Annotated in this window: 12 protein-coding genes; 7 read left to right on the top strand and 5 right to left on the bottom strand. The window is 51.2% G+C overall.

The window, feature by feature from the left end:
- The first annotated feature begins 26 nt into the window (after positions 1 to 26).
- The 6 genes from K1Y77_RS04150 to K1Y77_RS04125 all read left to right on the top strand — a co-directional run bounded on the left by K1Y77_RS04150 (position 27) and on the right by K1Y77_RS04125 (position 8,125).
- Positions 27 to 1,007, top strand: coding sequence for a Bug family tripartite tricarboxylate transporter substrate binding protein (locus K1Y77_RS04150; RefSeq protein ID WP_030069896.1), 981 nt, complete (start codon positions 27 to 29; stop codon positions 1,005 to 1,007).
- 65 nt (positions 1,008 to 1,072) lie between these two features.
- On the top strand, positions 1,073 to 1,543 hold the full coding sequence (locus K1Y77_RS04145) for a tripartite tricarboxylate transporter TctB family protein (protein WP_264430490.1): 471 nt from the start codon (positions 1,073 to 1,075) through the stop codon (positions 1,541 to 1,543).
- Between the two features lie 16 nt (positions 1,544 to 1,559).
- Positions 1,560 to 3,068 (top strand): tripartite tricarboxylate transporter permease, encoded by a 1,509-nt coding sequence (locus K1Y77_RS04140; protein ID WP_264430489.1) that lies wholly within the window; start codon positions 1,560 to 1,562, stop codon positions 3,066 to 3,068.
- Positions 3,069 to 3,103: 35 nt separating this feature from the next.
- On the top strand, positions 3,104 to 4,711 hold the full coding sequence (locus tag K1Y77_RS04135; RefSeq protein ID WP_264431417.1) for a gamma-glutamyltransferase family protein: 1,608 nt from the start codon (positions 3,104 to 3,106) through the stop codon (positions 4,709 to 4,711).
- A 114-nt stretch (positions 4,712 to 4,825) separates the two neighbouring features.
- Complete coding sequence (locus K1Y77_RS04130) at positions 4,826 to 6,673, top strand: ABC transporter ATP-binding protein (protein WP_264430487.1); 1,848 nt, start codon at positions 4,826 to 4,828, stop codon at positions 6,671 to 6,673.
- 291 nt (positions 6,674 to 6,964) lie between these two features.
- Complete coding sequence (locus tag K1Y77_RS04125) at positions 6,965 to 8,125, top strand: EAL domain-containing response regulator (protein WP_030069891.1); 1,161 nt, start codon at positions 6,965 to 6,967, stop codon at positions 8,123 to 8,125.
- On the opposite strand, the gene K1Y77_RS04120 is transcribed toward K1Y77_RS04125, so the two are convergent.
- Complete coding sequence (locus tag K1Y77_RS04120) at positions 8,122 to 10,368, bottom strand: ATP-binding protein (RefSeq protein WP_264430484.1); 2,247 nt, start codon at positions 10,366 to 10,368, stop codon at positions 8,122 to 8,124. The two genes, K1Y77_RS04125 and K1Y77_RS04120, sit on opposite strands and share 4 nt — an antisense overlap.
- 53 nt (positions 10,369 to 10,421) lie before the next feature.
- On the bottom strand, positions 10,422 to 10,964 hold the full coding sequence (locus K1Y77_RS04115) for a molybdopterin-dependent oxidoreductase (protein ID WP_264018688.1): 543 nt from the start codon (positions 10,962 to 10,964) through the stop codon (positions 10,422 to 10,424).
- A gap of 156 nt (positions 10,965 to 11,120) precedes the next feature.
- Here K1Y77_RS04115 and K1Y77_RS04110 point away from each other — a divergent pair, with 156 nt between their 5' ends.
- On the top strand, positions 11,121 to 11,846 hold the full coding sequence (locus tag K1Y77_RS04110) for a response regulator transcription factor (protein WP_030069888.1): 726 nt from the start codon (positions 11,121 to 11,123) through the stop codon (positions 11,844 to 11,846).
- Between the two features lie 66 nt (positions 11,847 to 11,912).
- Here K1Y77_RS04110 and arfA read toward each other — a convergent pair whose 3' ends face one another.
- The 3 genes from arfA to K1Y77_RS04095 all read right to left on the bottom strand — a co-directional run bounded on the left by arfA (position 11,913) and on the right by K1Y77_RS04095 (position 15,865).
- Positions 11,913 to 12,062: an alternative ribosome rescue factor ArfA gene (gene arfA, locus K1Y77_RS04105; RefSeq protein ID WP_084180349.1), complete on the bottom strand. Its 150-nt coding sequence runs from the start codon at positions 12,060 to 12,062 to the stop codon at positions 11,913 to 11,915.
- A 205-nt stretch (positions 12,063 to 12,267) separates the two neighbouring features.
- The gene (cobA, locus tag K1Y77_RS04100) at positions 12,268 to 13,167 is read right to left on the bottom strand and encodes a uroporphyrinogen-III C-methyltransferase (RefSeq protein ID WP_030069887.1); all 900 of its coding nucleotides are present in this window, start codon (positions 13,165 to 13,167) and stop codon (positions 12,268 to 12,270) included.
- Complete coding sequence (locus K1Y77_RS04095; protein WP_264430479.1) at positions 13,127 to 15,865, bottom strand: nitrate reductase; 2,739 nt, start codon at positions 15,863 to 15,865, stop codon at positions 13,127 to 13,129. Before K1Y77_RS04095 ends, cobA begins: the two co-directional genes overlap by 41 nt.
- Positions 15,866 to 15,962: the final 97 nt, after the last annotated feature.

Genomic DNA, 15,962 nt, shown 5'->3' with positions numbered 1-15,962 from the left:
AACTCAATCAAAAAAGGTGTAGCAGAATGACGCGTTCAAAACTTGCTCTAAGTACCACTCTCGCCGCCATTGGACTGACCTCCAGCATGGCCTTCGTATCCGCCGCTCAGGCTGACTATCCTGAGCAAGATATCCGTTTAATTATTCCTTACGGCCCTGGTGGCGCAACGGATATTATTTTTCGCTTGATATCACAAGAAGCAGAGCAATATCTCGGTGAGTCAATCGTCCCTGTCAATATGGCAGGCGCCGGTGCAACGCTAGGGTCGCGCAATGTAAAAGACGCTTCTCCAGATGGCTATACGCTACTGGGCAGCCACGACACGATTGCGCTGTCAAAACTCGCTGGCACCGTTGATTACTCTTTCGATGCCTTTGAGCCCATCGCCCTGCTTACCCAAACGATTAATATTCCCTCTACCTATGCAGGGCACGCCGTTAACAGCGCTGATGAAATAGCCGATTACGTCAGCGAGAATCCCGGCCAAGTGCGCTTTAGCATGATCCCCAGCTCTACCGACCACTTCTTCTGGGCACAATTCTTTGAAGAAGCGGGTATTGATATGGCCGATGTGCGCCTTGTTGGCTATCCCGACACAGGCCAGCAGGTATCAGCGCTAATGGCTGAAGAAGTCGACTTTGCAATGTTTAACCTACCGTCAGGGGGAGCGTTCTATGAAGATGGCACCTTCAAGCCATTAGGTATTGCCCACCCAGAACGATTAGACAGTCTGCCGGAAGTGGCCACCCTGCGTGAACAGGGTATTAACATGGATCATTCGACCAGCCGAGGTGTTTTTGCGCCCAAGGGCACTCCCCAAGAGGTTCTTGATACTGTGGCACAGGCTTACGGCCAAGCCCTAGAAAACGAGCAGGTGAAAAGCCGCATCGAAAATGAGTTTGGCTCTGTGGTGCGCTTCCTGGCCGGAGATGACTATCAGGCATTTTTAACTGAAAACGAAGCGGCACTTTCAGCAGCTGCTGAAAACATCGATTTTCAGAACTAACGCCCACATTTCCAAGCAAACGCTCCCAGCGTTATTTCTCCTGGGAGCGTCTGGAGGCATCGCGAATGCTAACCCTTACGAAAGACCGCGCTCTGGCGCTGGCGCTGCTTTTAATAGTGGCTGTCATGTGGGTAGAGTCTGGCACTATCCGTCCTCCTACTAGCTGGCAGCCTTATGGATCAGCGCTCTTCCCACGTATTTTGCTTATCACTATTGCGCTACTTTCCATCATTATCCTATTACGTTCGTTGTTTACTAAGGTAACGCCTCAACCTTCTTTGGGAAGAGCGATCACCGAATGGTTTCTACGTCGTAAAACCATTGTCGCCTTATTCTTCCTCTTTGGGCTTTATGCTGCCCTGCTACCAGTACTGGGGTATATCGTCGCCACCATGAGTTTCTTGATCGCGTCCTTTGCCCTGCTATTGGGAATCGATACAAAACGAAAGTGGGCCATCAATTTAGGAATCAGCTGCATATTCGTGCCGCTGGTATTTGTAATTTTTCGCTTCGGCTTAAATGTTTGGCTGCCCTAATGGTGAGGAATCACAAATGAGCGACTTTTTTCTTCAAGCGCTGACAGAAGTGGGCAGTCCTGCTGTTATGGGGTTAATCATTCTTGGCGTTCTTTTCGGTATTGTTGGAGGCAGCATTCCTGGCTTTACCGTGACAATGGCGATTCTGGTGGTGTTTCCCTTTACCTTCGCCATGGATCCTGTCAGCGGCGTTTCCCTAATGGTTGGGGTTTTTGTCGGCGGTTACTCAGGCGGTATTGTATCTGGCGTAATGCTGGGGATACCTGGAACGCCTTCCTCAATCACCACCGTTTATGACGGCTACCCCATGGCGCAACGTGGAGAACCGGGCCGTGCTTTAGGCATTGGCGTGATGGCATCGTTTCTTGGCACGCTGATTAGCGTTGCTGTACTGGTCTTTTTTGGCCCTTTAATCGCCAGCTTCAGTATGAACTTTCGCCCATGGGAAATTACTGCGCTGATTGTTTTTGCATTAACGCTGGTCGCAGGGCTTTCCAACGGGGCTCTGTTAAAAGGGCTACTGGCGGCGGCCATCGGGCTACTCATCACCACAGTCGGTTACGATCGTAACAGCAATTTGCGCTTTGACTTCGACCTACCCGCGCTAAGTTCGGGTTTCGAAATGCTGCCTGTAATGATTGGCGTATTCGCCTTTTCACAGCTGCTCGGCAATATCGAAAAGATGCGCGATGAGGGCACTAATGGAAAAAGCGTCGATACTAACGTCACTATTCCTTATCGTTTGATTATGAAGGATATGGCCGGCCAAAAGCTCAATACGCTGCGCTCCTCACTGATTGGTAGCTTAATTGGTGCGCTACCCGGCACCGGCGGCACCGTGGCTAATTTTGTAAGCTACGATCAAGCTAAAAAGTTTTCACGCCGTCCTGAAGAATTTGGTAAAGGCACACCTAGCGGTATTGTCGCCTCGGAAGCCTCAAACAGTGCCGTTGCCGGTGGTGCATTCGTTCCCACACTGGCGCTGGGCATTCCTGGCGACCTGCCAATGGCTATTATGATGGGTGTGCTCATTCTTCACGGCATTACCCCAGGGCCAATGATGTTTGAACAAAACCCGGTTCTGGTGGGAGCTATTTACGCCAGCCTATTAATTGGCGCCATTGCAATGGTGCTATGCAACCTTCTGCTGGTGCGCTGGTTCGCCAAAATATCCCTTATCCCTCAGCAAATCCTGGTACCGGTTGTTCTGATGCTGTGTGCCATCGGTGCTTATGCATTAAACAACAATGTATTCGATATTTGGGTACTGTTTATTTTTGGCGTGATTGGCTATCTGCTGTGGAAAGCAGGCGTGCCGCTTACCCCGTTAATTCTGGGGGTTGTGCTAGGCAATAATCTAGAGCGCCAGTTATTCCGCGCCTTGGAACTCGACCCCAACTGGCTGACTTTTTTAACACGGCCGCTTTCTGCCCTGTTTTTGGCACTAGCCGTTGCTTCGGTGGTGTTCTCACTTTACCAAGACCGCAAAGTTAAGCGCCTTCAACAAGCCACTCCATCGCCATAAATAGTTTTTCTTATGCCGCTGCAAAGGATTTTATGATGCAACACAATGCCCTTTACTACCCAAGCGCCTCTCGCCGCATGGCCACTTTTGGCAAACGCGGCATGGTGGCAACCTCACAGCCATTAGCTGCCCAGGTAGGTATTAGCATTTTACAGCAGGGAGGCAATGCTATTGATGCGGCCATTGCCACCGCCGCAGCGCTCACCGTGGTAGAACCGACCTCCAACGGCATTGGCAGCGATGCCTTCGCCATTGTGTGGGTGAATGGCAAGCTGCATGGCCTTAACGCCAGTGGCCCAGCCCCTCAAGCAGCGACTATCGACGCCCTGAAAGCACTCGGCCATGACACGATACCCAACCACGGTATGCTGCCAGTTACCGTACCTGGAGCACCCGCCGCGTGGGCTGCGCTTTCCGAACGCTTTGGCAAGCTGCCATTTGCACAGCTATTAGCCCCAGCCATTGCTTTGGCAGAAGAAGGCTTTGCCGTCACCCCGGTTATTCATCAAATGTGGCAAGAAGCCTTCGATACCTACTCGGCTTACCACGAGGCATCTTTCCAACCTTGGTTTGCGACCTTCGCGCCAAAGGGTCATGCGCCTCGTCCTGGCGAGCTATGGTCATCACCTGATCACGCCAAAAGCTTACACGCCATTGCGAACACAAACGCCAAGGCTTTCTACCAAGGCGAACTGGCAGAAACAATTGACGCCTTTTCCCGCGAAAATGGTGGTTTGCTGCGAAAAGAAGACCTTGCCGCTTACCAGCCTGAATGGGTAGACCCCATTAGCGTTCGCTATAAAGGACACGATATTTGGGAGATCCCCCCCAACGGCAGCGGTATGATCGTGCTCCAGGCGCTCGGTATGTTAGAACGTTTAGAAGCCTGTCCAGGTGACACCTTAGAAACTCTCCACCGTCGCATTGAAGCAACGAAACTGGCCTACATGGATGGTTTCAAACATATTACTGAGCGTGCTGACATGGCACCTACCACCGAGCAGATGCTTGATGACAACTATTTGAAAACGCGAGCCGCGCTGATTGGCGAGCAGGCAGTTGATCCTGTCCACGGCAACCCCTTACAAGGCGGCACCGTGTATCTTGCAACCGCCGACAGCGACGGCAATATGGTGTCGTTTATCCAGAGTAATTTTAAAGGCTTCGGCTCTGGCATGGTGGTTCCAGGCACCGGCATTAGCCTGCAAAACCGCGGCTGGTCGTTCTCCCTAGACCCTGAACATGCCAATGCATTAGCCCCCGGCAAACGCACCTACCACACCATTATTCCTGGTTTTATTACCAAGGATAACCAAGCCGTTGGGCCGTTTGGCGTGATGGGCGGTTATATGCAACCGCAAGGACAGTTACAGGTAGTAACCGCCATGTTGGAAGACCACTTAAACCCCCAGGCAGCGCTAGATATGCCACGCTGGAAGTGGACCAAAGGCACCACCGTGGAAGTTGAAGCCGACTTTCCCAACCACCTTGCCCTGGCGCTGGCACGTCGCGGGCATCACATTGTTAAAGTAGCTGATTCGATCAGCTTTGGCCGTGGCCAGATTATACTGCGCGACCCCGACAGCGGCGTATTGCAAGGCGGTACTGAACCACGTACTGATGGCGCTGTATTGCCACTTTAAGTTTGTTTAACCACCTACAGCCATGCGGTTGATTGTCTGCACGGCTGTAGGCTGGCTATCAACGCCAAAGCATCGCATCATGGCACTCTTCTTTAAAAGCTATGTTGCTAACTAATGACACCACCCCCTTCTGCTCCCGCTCACTCCCCCTTCAGCGGTTTTTTTAGCGTTTTTCGCTATAGCCGACGAGCACTCGCCCTAGTGTGGGAAACTTCCCGCTGGATGATGCTTGGCTTAGCGTTATGCACCCTGGTGGCAGGCGTACTGCCTGCCGTGGCCGCCTGGGTAGGCCAGCTGATTGTTGATGGCGTGGTGGCAGCAATGGAAAGCCATCAATCTTCAAACAGTGTCAACCTATGGGAAACGTTAACACCGGTCTTGGGTTTAGTGGCCTTGGAAGGCCTTATTATTGCGCTGATCGCGCTGGCTCAGCGCGGCCTGTCAGCCCAACAATCGCTGCTGCGTGCGCTACTAGGCCAGAAGGTCAATGTGATGATTCTTGAGAAAGCGGGCACGCTTTCGCTTAGTCAATTTGAAGATTCAGAGCTTTACGACAAACTCACTCGCGCACGCCGCGAAGCATCTACCCGCCCACTCGCGCTAGTGAATAAAACCTTCGGATTGCTGCAAAATGCTATTTCACTGGCTAGTTTTGGTTTTTTGCTCGTCCAGTTTTCGCCCTGGGCGCTGCTCATTTTAGTAGCAGGCGCCCTACCGGTGTTTCTCTCGGAGGCAAAGTTTTCCGGCGATGCCTTCCGGCTATTTCGCTGGCGTTCACCGCAAACCCGCATGCAGATGTACCTGGAAACCGTGCTGGCCCGAGAAGACAGCATTAAAGAAGTAAAACTCTTCGGCCTTGAAGGCCTGTTCCTGCAGCGCTACCGAGATATATTCACCCGGCTGTTTGCCGAAGACCGCCGCCTCACGTTACGCAGGGAAAGCTGGGGTTTTATTCTCGGTTTATTGGGCACACTGACGTTTTACGCCGCTTACGGCTGGGTGGTGGTCGAAACGGTGGCCGGGGCACTGACACTTGGACAAATGACCATGTACTTAATGGTATTTAAACAAGGCCAGGGAGCGTTATCGGCAAGCCTGACAGCCATTAGCGGCATGTACGAAGATAACCTCTACTTATCGAACCTTTACGAATACCTAGAGCAGCCAACGGAAGCCGAAGGAGGCCACCTCACCCAGGGCGCAATACCTGGCGACGGGCTTCGCTTTGAGCACGTCAGCTTTTCCTACCCAGGTGGCAGCGAGGTACTGCACGATATTTCTTTGCACTTAGCCCCAGGCAACAGCATTGCACTCGTTGGCGAAAACGGTTCAGGAAAAACCACGCTGATTAAGCTATTAACACGGCTTTACCACCCCACCAAAGGGCGTATTCTGCTGGATGGTAGCGACCTCAACCATTGGAATACCCAAGCATTACGGGAACGGGTGGGCGTGATTTTTCAGGATTTTGTACGTTACCAGCTGACAGTGGGGGAAAACTTAGGCGTGGGAGACACCCAGGCCTTTAGCGATGAACAGCGCTGGCACCAGGCGGCCCATGAAGGCATGGCCGATGGCTTTATTGACCGCATGCCTGATGGCTACCAAACCCAGTTAGGGCGCTGGTTTAAAAATGGCCAGGAGTTGTCAGGTGGCCAGTGGCAAAAAGTAGCGCTGTCGCGCGCCTACATGCGGAAAAATGCCGATATTTTAGTGCTGGATGAGCCTACCGCAGCGATGGATGCCGCCGCCGAAGCAGAAGTCTTTGCGCGTTTTCGTGAGCACAGCCGCGATAAAATGACGATTTTAATTTCTCACCGTTTTTCGACGGTGCGCAGTGCCGACCAGATCATTGTGATCGATCAAGGGGCGATTATTGAGCGTGGCACCCATGAAGAACTGCTAGCAGTGAATGGTCGGTATGCTTCATTATTTCATCTGCAGGCAGAAGGCTATCAATAAAAAAGTAATAACAATTATTACTATTAAGGGCAATTTCACACCATTATCGAGACCAAAAAGTTAAAAAAGGTTACATAAAAGCCTTCCCTATCGACCCTCGCTCACTTTCTAGTTATTGTTTATTAACATTTGTCTATTCTAGAGGAACAAGATACGTCATATTCCCTAGACCTAGAGAAGTACCCAAAAGCTGGTAAATGACTGATGCCGTTTTCAATAGCGGTGCACACTAGAAAATAAAAACGCCTATGCTCAGAAGTCGTTGCGTGGTGAGTGGTTGAAGGAAGAGTTATGCCGTTGAGTGCGTTGGTCATTGATGATGACAGTGATGTGCAGCTACTGGGTAAGATGTTGCTCTGTAAGCGTGGATACGAGGTAGTAACAGCTGGCAGCTTGGGCGAGTTGGCTAGAAGACCTGCGTTACTGGATGCTGAACTAATTTTACTTGATTTTGGTCTGGGCGAATTTACCGGGCTGGATATTCTTGATTATCTTTATGATTTACGCCTGAACGCGGCTATTCTCTTACTTAGCAGTTGTTCGGAAGAAACAGCGTCTCATGCTATTGCTGCGGGTAGAGCCAGAGGCTTGAAAATGCTTGGTTTTCTGCCTAAAGCCAAACTTCTTACGGGTCTCTCACCATTTCTTGAGCAGCTACAGGCATTACCTAAGCCCCCTACCCGTGATGAGCTGGCAAATGCTATTCAAGCAGGGCATCTCTATTTAGTCTTCCAGCCTAAGAAAAACTTACAGACTGGGCACATCATCGGCGTAGAAGCGCTTGTGCGCTGGGAAGACCCCCAGCGCGGTATGCTATACCCAGATACCTTTATTCCATTAGCAGAAAAGAGTGGGCTAATGGGGCCTCTCACGTGGTGCATTCTTAAACTTGCTTTTGCTCAGCAAGAACGGTGGCAGGCGCGCGGCTGGGATCTCCAAATTGCGGTCAATGTGCCAGCCGCATTTTTACAATCTGAGCATATGCTAGAAAAATTTGATGAGCTGACCAAACACCGTACTGCTTCGCTTCACTACCTTACCCTGGAGCTAACAGAGTCGGTAGGTGTTGAATGTCTTGGCTATGCGCGCCATATTCTAGAAGCTCTACGCCAGCGCGGTTGCAGGTTAGCACTTGATGACTTTGGCACGGGTTACTCATCACTCATACAACTGTATCGGCTACCATTTAATGAATTAAAAGTTGACCGTAGTTTCGTATCGCTCATTGATCATGATAGCCGTGCACTGGCAATTACCCTGTCGGTTGTTGATCTCGGCAAACAACTAGGTATGACCGTCGTCGCTGAAGGCATTGAAAATGAAGCCCAGCAAGCACTGCTAATAGACGCTGGCTGCCCAGTTGGGCAAGGCTATTTTATTTCCCGTCCTTTAACCGCTCAGGCATTCAACGACTGGATGGCTAAAACACTCACGAAACTTACCCACAACTAAAGAGCTAACAAGCCTGCATCAGCTAAGGCCCGTTGCGATTTTTCGCGTAACTGCACGAGAGCATTAACGTTTTTAGCTAATTCGGATGTTGCTGCATTGAAAGCGGACTCTTCTAGTTGCCTAGCTTGTTCTGCAATGGCAAGACAGCCCAAAGACGCTGCAGCTCCTTTTAAAGAGTGCGCTTCATCGCGTAGTGCTTCTCTTTGTTCGCTCTCACAATAGCGAGAGAGCTTCTCCAGACGTTCATTTAAGCGGGTAAAAAAAGCGGCTAACAACGTATTAAGTGGCGTTGACTCGAACGTCTCTCTCAATTCATTGCAAATATAAGGGTCCAAAATTTGCTCATCGTTAAGCACTTCGTTTTGGCAGTGTAATACCTGTTGTGCCGGTTGACTTGAGTACTCGTGAGGGGGCACTTCAACCGTCCCCGCCACGATATAGCGACTAATCGTTTGATACAGCTCAGACCGGGTAAAAGGTTTATGGATCATACAATCCATGCCGCTTTCAATACAGCGTTCACGGTGTTCAACCATAACATTCGCTGTCATTGCGATAATTGGCAGGCGTGGTAACTGATTGGCAGCTTCAAAGGCTCGCCAGCGTTTAGTGGTTTCGACACCATCAAGTATAGGCATCTGCATATCCATTAATACTAAATCTAACTGGGCAGCATGTTCTTGCAAATACTCAAGTGCTGCAAAGCCATTTTCTACCACCGTACTACGCTGTCCTAACTGCTCGAGCATAACATTTGCCACTGTTTGGTTAACCGGGTTGTCCTCTACGATAAGAATATGGTGGTCTTCAGCCAGCTCTAGTCGAGGTTCTTTATGATGAAGAACCTCCACACCCTCTGCTAAGGGCATCGTCACTACAAACCAAAATCGGCTACCAAGTCCAGCTTCACTGGTGACCCCTATTTCACCACCCATCGCTTCCACCAGCCGTTTACAGATTGCCAGCCCCAAGCCAGTACCTTCATGTCGACGCGCTATAGAGGTATCTACCTGCGAAAAAGCGGAAAACAATCGCCCTTGATCAGCCGTGGCAATACCACAACCAGTATCACGTATCTCTATAAATAGCTGATCGTTACCCTTAAGGGCCGCATGAAATTTGACAAACCCCTCATCCGTAAATTTCAGCGCATTATTAATCAAATTCATCATTACCTGCCGCAGCCGTGCAATGTCTCCACACATAAATTGCGGCAGTGCTGGGTCAATAGAATAACTGAAGGTCACCTTTTTATTTTTGTCCTGCAGCTGATAGCCTGTACAAAGCTCAATAATGCAGGCTTTTACATCAAAGGCGCGCTCATCTAAGTCTAAACTTCCACTTTCAATTTTAGTGTAATCTAGTATATCGTTGATCACAGCACGCAAACTTTCTGCACTGCGTTTTAACGTAGACAAATAGGCTTTAGCTTTTGGCTCGTTAATTTCATAATTTAATAAATCCGCCATACCCACGACGCCGTTTAGCGGCGTACGTATTTCATGGCTCATCACTGCCATAAACTCCGATTTAGCTTGGCTCGCTATTTCAGCTTTCTTAGCCGTTTCTCTAAGTTCACGGCTTTTTACTTCTAATGCGTGGGCTTTTCCTAAACTGATGCGCCCTTCTCTAATTAATGCGTTCACCAACATCCCACCCGAAAACATGAGAAGAAGCAATAGCATTAAGGCAAGCCCATAAAGCTGTATCATTCTTTCACGTTCAAGGTTACGCATACTTGCTACATTAGCATTAGTTTCTATTAACACATTGCTCGTCAAACCCTGTAGCTCGACGGTTTTAGCAAGCATTTCTACCATGACCGATTCGATAATTGCTTCTGAAGCATCTCTTTGGGGCTCTAGCAAGTCGTCCATGTCATTAATAAGAAGAGTAGCCTGCTCCAGCAACCTATCGACTCCCTCTATTTCTGCAACAGCTAGACTTATTTCTCCTTGTTGGAACAGCATTTTTCGACTGTATAAAATCTCAAAGCGAAGTAAAAGATCATCAACAGATACATTGCCAACCTGACTATCTACTAGCGTTAAATGAAACTCCCGTACTTCTCTATCAAACTGATACCCTGCCCACACTAAATTTTCTAACAACCTATTTTCAATAGCATGCTGTCGTTGAAAGATAACGCCGCCGGTAATAATCGCCGATAGAAAAAAAAGGATCGCTGAGAAAGTAGCGACCCTGACGCGGCGTGAGAGATAGTGCTTAAAGATTGGCAACATAACAGTTATCCGACCGCAGTAGCTTATTGAACGCCTCTTTTATGCTGTCGCCATCACTCTATGACGACACGTTTTACTTGCCACACAGAGCGCGTCAATATTTCTTCATTTAATAAAGACGGCGTTTCATCAAAAGGATAAATCACAAACAACGGCCCGTGGTCTCTAACGCGCAGAGGCTTTCCATCGGCACTCATAGCCAAAATCACATCGTGATCGTAAAAATCGCTCACTGGAATAGACGATGCATAGTCATTTAGCGCAATGACCTTAACCTGGTCACCATCTGCATCAACAGCTTCTAAGATGGCGCGCCCTAGCGGGCCTTCAAAACTCACAACGCCATCGTGCCAAGGGGTACTGGTAATGGTCGTGTGTTGACTCAATGCCTCAAGCATCGCTTTATCAAAATGCGCTTCGTCACCCACATTGGTTATCTCAATATTCCCACCAACTTCCAGAACCACTCGCCCGGTTGGCGCATTGAAAGCACTTGCCGTTGTTGCAAAACTTATTGTTGCAAAAACTATTGTTGCAAACCCCATGCATACACTAGCGACATACCAGCGTAGCTTTTTATTTAATTGCCTAGCCATTATTACCCTCCTCATTTTTAGTCAGTATACCCCTCAGAACCAAGCGTTAAATGTAAATCTTTGTGTCAGACATACTAATTAAACTAGAATTGACCCCATCGCCAATCATTTCAACGGTGTGGAACTTATCACGCTGTATATTGTGGGTAACGCGTTATGCATGTCGGTGTGCTTGAGGACGACCTCGACCAACAATCTTTTATAGAACAATGCCTTATATCTGCAGATCATCAAGTTTCACTGTTTGGCCGTGCCAGCGAACTCCGTCGAGCGACCCAAGAAACGCTCTTTGATTTTCTTATTATCGATTGGCGGCTGCCGGATGGTTGCGGTATGGATATGGTAGGTCATTTACGCCAAAACGATGGGTGGCTAGGCCCCATTCTGTTTATTACTGCCAGCCAAAACGAGGAAGATGTTGTACAAGCGTTAGAGCAAGGGGCTGATGATTTTTTAGCTAAGCCTTTACGGCCAAGAGAGTTAATCGCACGGGTGAATGCGCTTGGCCGCCGCGCTGGCTACGAGCCGCCTAAATCGGCCATGAGCTGCCCTGATGTTTTTTCCATTAATTCAGAAGAGCATACTATTAGCGTAGCAGGAAAATCAGTGGTACTAACCGAGCGGGAATACTGTCTGGCAACGCTGTTTTTCTCCAAAGTTGACAAACTGTTAACGCGTGCCCACTTACTTGAATTGGTATGGGGAATAAAAGGCAGTGTTTCTACTCGCACGGTTGATACCCATGTCAGTCGGTTACGACGCAAGCTAGAGTTAGATGGTCGCCATGGGCTTCGTCTTCGCAGCATTTACCAGTCAGGATATCGAATGGAAATGTCGCAAACGGCCATTGAAAAAGCCGACACAGTAAGTCGGCCAAGCTGATGGGAGCTGCTCGGTAAACAGGCCGAGCAGTAAGGTGCCTGGGGAAGGCATCGCCAAAACGCCTGTTCAAGCGACTTGGCGATGCCCTCGCTCTGAGGCTTTGCCTTTGCGGGAGTAGCTACCCTTGCCTTTTTTCGGTGTTTGCTGCTGCATTTTGAACATGGGCGTTCGCAGCTGCGCTTTCAGTGCGTTATCGCGTATTTTGCCTTTTTTCACGGTGTACTCCTCAGTCTTTTGAAAACTTAGTTTTTGAAAGCTTAGTCTTTGAAAAAACAGTCTTTGAAAAAACAGTCTTTACCAATAGACATTAACAAACGCTTATCTGGCGACGCAATCGTTTGTCCTGCCCTGACTGTTGCCGCCATTCCTATTTGTTTCGCCGCTCCTGTGACCCAATGAGATTGATCAAGTTCCCAATGTCTTACGATGACGTTTGATCACTATAAGTGGCTAACGTGCTCGCGGCAGGACTGTCTGCCACCATGCTCACCACGCTGCCCACCATAATCAGGCATGGCGAGGGTAACGGTTGAGCAGCGAGTCGCGCGGGCATGTCCGCTAACGTGCCCACCAATGATTGCTGTTCGGGCTGGCTAGCATTGGCCACCAACATAATGGGCCACGTATCCGGCAGACCCGCTTGGCGTAGGCCGTGGCAAATAGCGTCTACTTTGGAAAGCCCCATATAAAACACCAGGGTTTCATCCTGACGGGCAAGGTTGGCCCAGTCCGGCGTGCCGCCCTCCCGACACAGTTGCGCTGTGATAAAGCGCAGCTGTTGGGCGTGGCCACGGTCTGTTAACGGAATTCCCATGCCAGCAGCGGCTGCCGATGCAGCGGTAATGCCTGGCACTATTTCAGCGGATATTGCGGCATTTGCTAATGCTCCCAGCTCCTCACCCATGCGCCCAAACACGCCTGGGTCGCCACCTTTCAAACGCACAACCGACTTGCCCGCCCGAGCAAGCGAGACGATCAGCGCGCCTATCTCATCCTGAGGCACACTATGATGCCCGCGGGCTTTTCCCACGTAATAGCGTTCGGTGCCTGGCGGTATCAGCCCCAGCACATCGTCCCCCACTAATCGGTCATAGACTACCGCATCGGCCTGCATTAATAGTCGCGCTGCCTTTAGGGTGAGCAGTTCCATATCGCCGCTTCCTGCACCGACTAAATAGACCGTTCCAGAACGGCATTCGCCGCTAAGCGGAAGGCGTAAGCGCGTGGCTGATTCGCGGCCAAAGGGCGCTAACACCCGCTGGCTCAGGCGCATAAAGGCCTCAGGCCATTTCTGGGTTAGTTGTTTGCTTAGCGCACGCATTTGGCCGCTCCTCTTCAAGTAATGATTTTAGTTCTGGAATACAGCTGCCACACTGGGTGCCGCAGGCCAGCCGCGCACCAAGGGCTTCCACGCTGGTGTCGCCACTGCGGATAGCCTTAACAATAGTGGCTTGTCCTACCTGATGACAGCTACACACCACGGGGCCTGCATCTACCGCGCCATCATCGCAACCTGCCAGTAGCCGCTGGCGATGAGCAGTGTCTAGCGTAACGTCTTTAAAGCGCGCCTCAAGCCAGGCTAACCCAGGCAACTCTTGCGGTGGCCCTACCATTAGCCACCAGCGCAACTGGCCCTTCACTACCCCTGCCGCGCGCAGCCTGGCACTCGTGCTATCCTCGCACCACAGCGATGCAGGTACACCCAGCCACGCTTCTACTGTTGCTAACCAGTTACTGACCGGTGCCGTATCGGCAAGCTGCCAGCGCTCGCAGCTGCCCATGGGAATACGCGACCAATAAGCGCTCTTACACCAACGGGGGCTACCCGTGTTGGTTTGCTCATTTGCCACCAGCAGCGTTGCTTGCCAAGCCATGTCAAGCTTCGTTAATGCCACCGCGCCCTGCTTACTTTCCGGCTGGCCAGACACGGGGTCGGTATAGCCGGTGAGCAGTGCACCGCTGCGCCCCTGCTTGGTAAAACAGTCGGTCCAGTGCATGGGCACGAACACTTCCCCTTGCCGCTGGGCGTTTGAAATACGCACTCGCCCACGGTACTCACCTTCAGTTGCCGACAGCATCGCAAGCCCTTGGTCAGAGACGCCCGCATTGGCCGCATCCACAGGGTGCAGCTCAATAAATGGTTCTGCCCGATGATTCATCAGCCGCGGTGCTCTGGCGGTGCGGGTCATAGTGTGCCACTGATCGCGCACACGCCCAGTATTCAGCCGCAGCGGATAGGTGGTACTAAGCCTCTGTTCGGGCAATCGCGGCGTAATCGGCAGTAGCTTAGCTCTACCATTGGCCGTGGCAAACACCCCCTTTTCAAACAGCCTTGGCGTGCCCCGAGGCGCAGCGTGATTAACCGGCCACTGAATCGGCGAGAGCGCATCATAAGCGTCCTGCCCTTTGCCTGCCAGTCCCGAGATATCAAACAGCCGCTTGCTCGTACCGCTGTTTTCAAAGCCGGATAGCCTAGCGTGCTCGTCGAAAATTTCCCATGGGTGGGAGTAGCTAAACGCTTCTGCAAAACCCAGGCGCTTGGCAACTTCGCAAATAATCCACCAGTCGTGCTGAGCTTCGCCAGGGGGAGTCAGCATGCCGCGCTGGCGGGAAATACGTCGCTCGGAATTGGTGACCGTGCCATCTTTTTCTGCCCAACCAGACGCGGGTAGCACAATATCGGCGTAGGGCAGTAGATCAGTGTTGGCAACGCATTCCGAGACAATCACTAACGGACACCTTGCCAACGCACGGCGTACCTTTGCGCCATCCGGCATGCTAACGGCCGGGTTGGTTGCCATTACCCATAACGCCGTAATCTCACCGCGGTCAATGGCATCAAACAGTTCAACCGCCTTATGGCCGGGGGCATCTGGCAACACGGGTGTTAAGTGTTTTGTGGCCCAAAAGCGACTGACCAGATCAAGCGCACCGGGGGTGTGGTAGTCCATGTGCGCTGCCAACTGATTAGCAAGCCCACCCACTTCTCGACCGCCCATGGCATTGGGTTGGCCAGTAATTGAAAACGGCCCAGCCCCCGGCAGGCCAAGTTGACCGCCCGCCAAATGGCAATTAATGATGGCATTACACTTATCGGTGCCACTGGTTGACTGATTGACGCCTTGGGAATAGAGCGTGACGACATGCAGTTGGCTGGCAAACCAGTAGTAAAAGGTTTCTAAACGTTCAGGGTCAACGTCACAGGCTACTGCAACATCATGCACGCTGCCAGCGCTTTGCTGAGCGGCGCTTAATGCCTCGTCAAACCCTTCGGTATGACCTTCAAGATAGACGCTGTCTAGCCGCTGGTGTGCTGACATCCACGCCAATAGCCCGTTGAACAAGTAAGCATCGCTGCCCGGCCGAATGCCCAGATACAGGTCGGCAATTTCGCAGCTATCGGTCACTCTTGGGTCGATGACCACCACGCGCATCAGTGGATTGCGCTCTTTGGCAACTTTCAGGCGCTGATACAACACTGGATGGTTCCAGGCCAGATTCGAGCCGACCAACACCACCAGCTCCGCTTCTTCTAAATCTTCATAGTTACAGGGTACCGCGTCAGCGCCAAACGCGCGCTTATAGCCCGCCACTGCCGACGCCATACACAGCCGCGAATTGGTATCCAGATGCGGCGTGCCTAAAAAGCCTTTAAACAGCTTATTAGCCACATAGTAATCTTCCGTTAACAGCTGCCCCGAAAGATAGGCGGCAACCGTATGATTGCCATGCGCGTTACGCTGCGCCTGTAAACGCCGTGCCGTTTCGGTTAACGCCTGCTCCCAGGAAACGTCTTTTCCACCCACCCGCGGGGATCCCAAGCGGCCGTGCGCTCCCAGCGTTTCATGCAGCGCCGTGCCTTTAACACACAGGCGCCCGTAGTTAGCAGGGTGTTCACGATCCCCTTCCACTGCAATGACGCTGCCACTGTCTAATGTCGCTTTTACTCCGCAGCCAACACCGCAGTAGGGGCACGTGGTGCGGATATCACCTTCAGCGAGCCGTTCAGCCTTTGGCATTGCGTTTTCCTCCGGCGTTAAAAAGCAAAAAGCGCCCAAGCGAGCCTCTCAAAAGAAGCCTGCCTGGACGCCGTTGTCTCAGGGGCACCACCCTGGG

Source organism: Halomonas qaidamensis (assembly GCF_025917315.1).
Classification (GTDB): Bacteria; Pseudomonadota; Gammaproteobacteria; order Pseudomonadales; family Halomonadaceae; genus Vreelandella; species Vreelandella qaidamensis.
The sequence above is the reverse complement of the archived record's forward strand: the minus strand, read 5'-3'. Positions and strand labels throughout refer to the sequence as shown.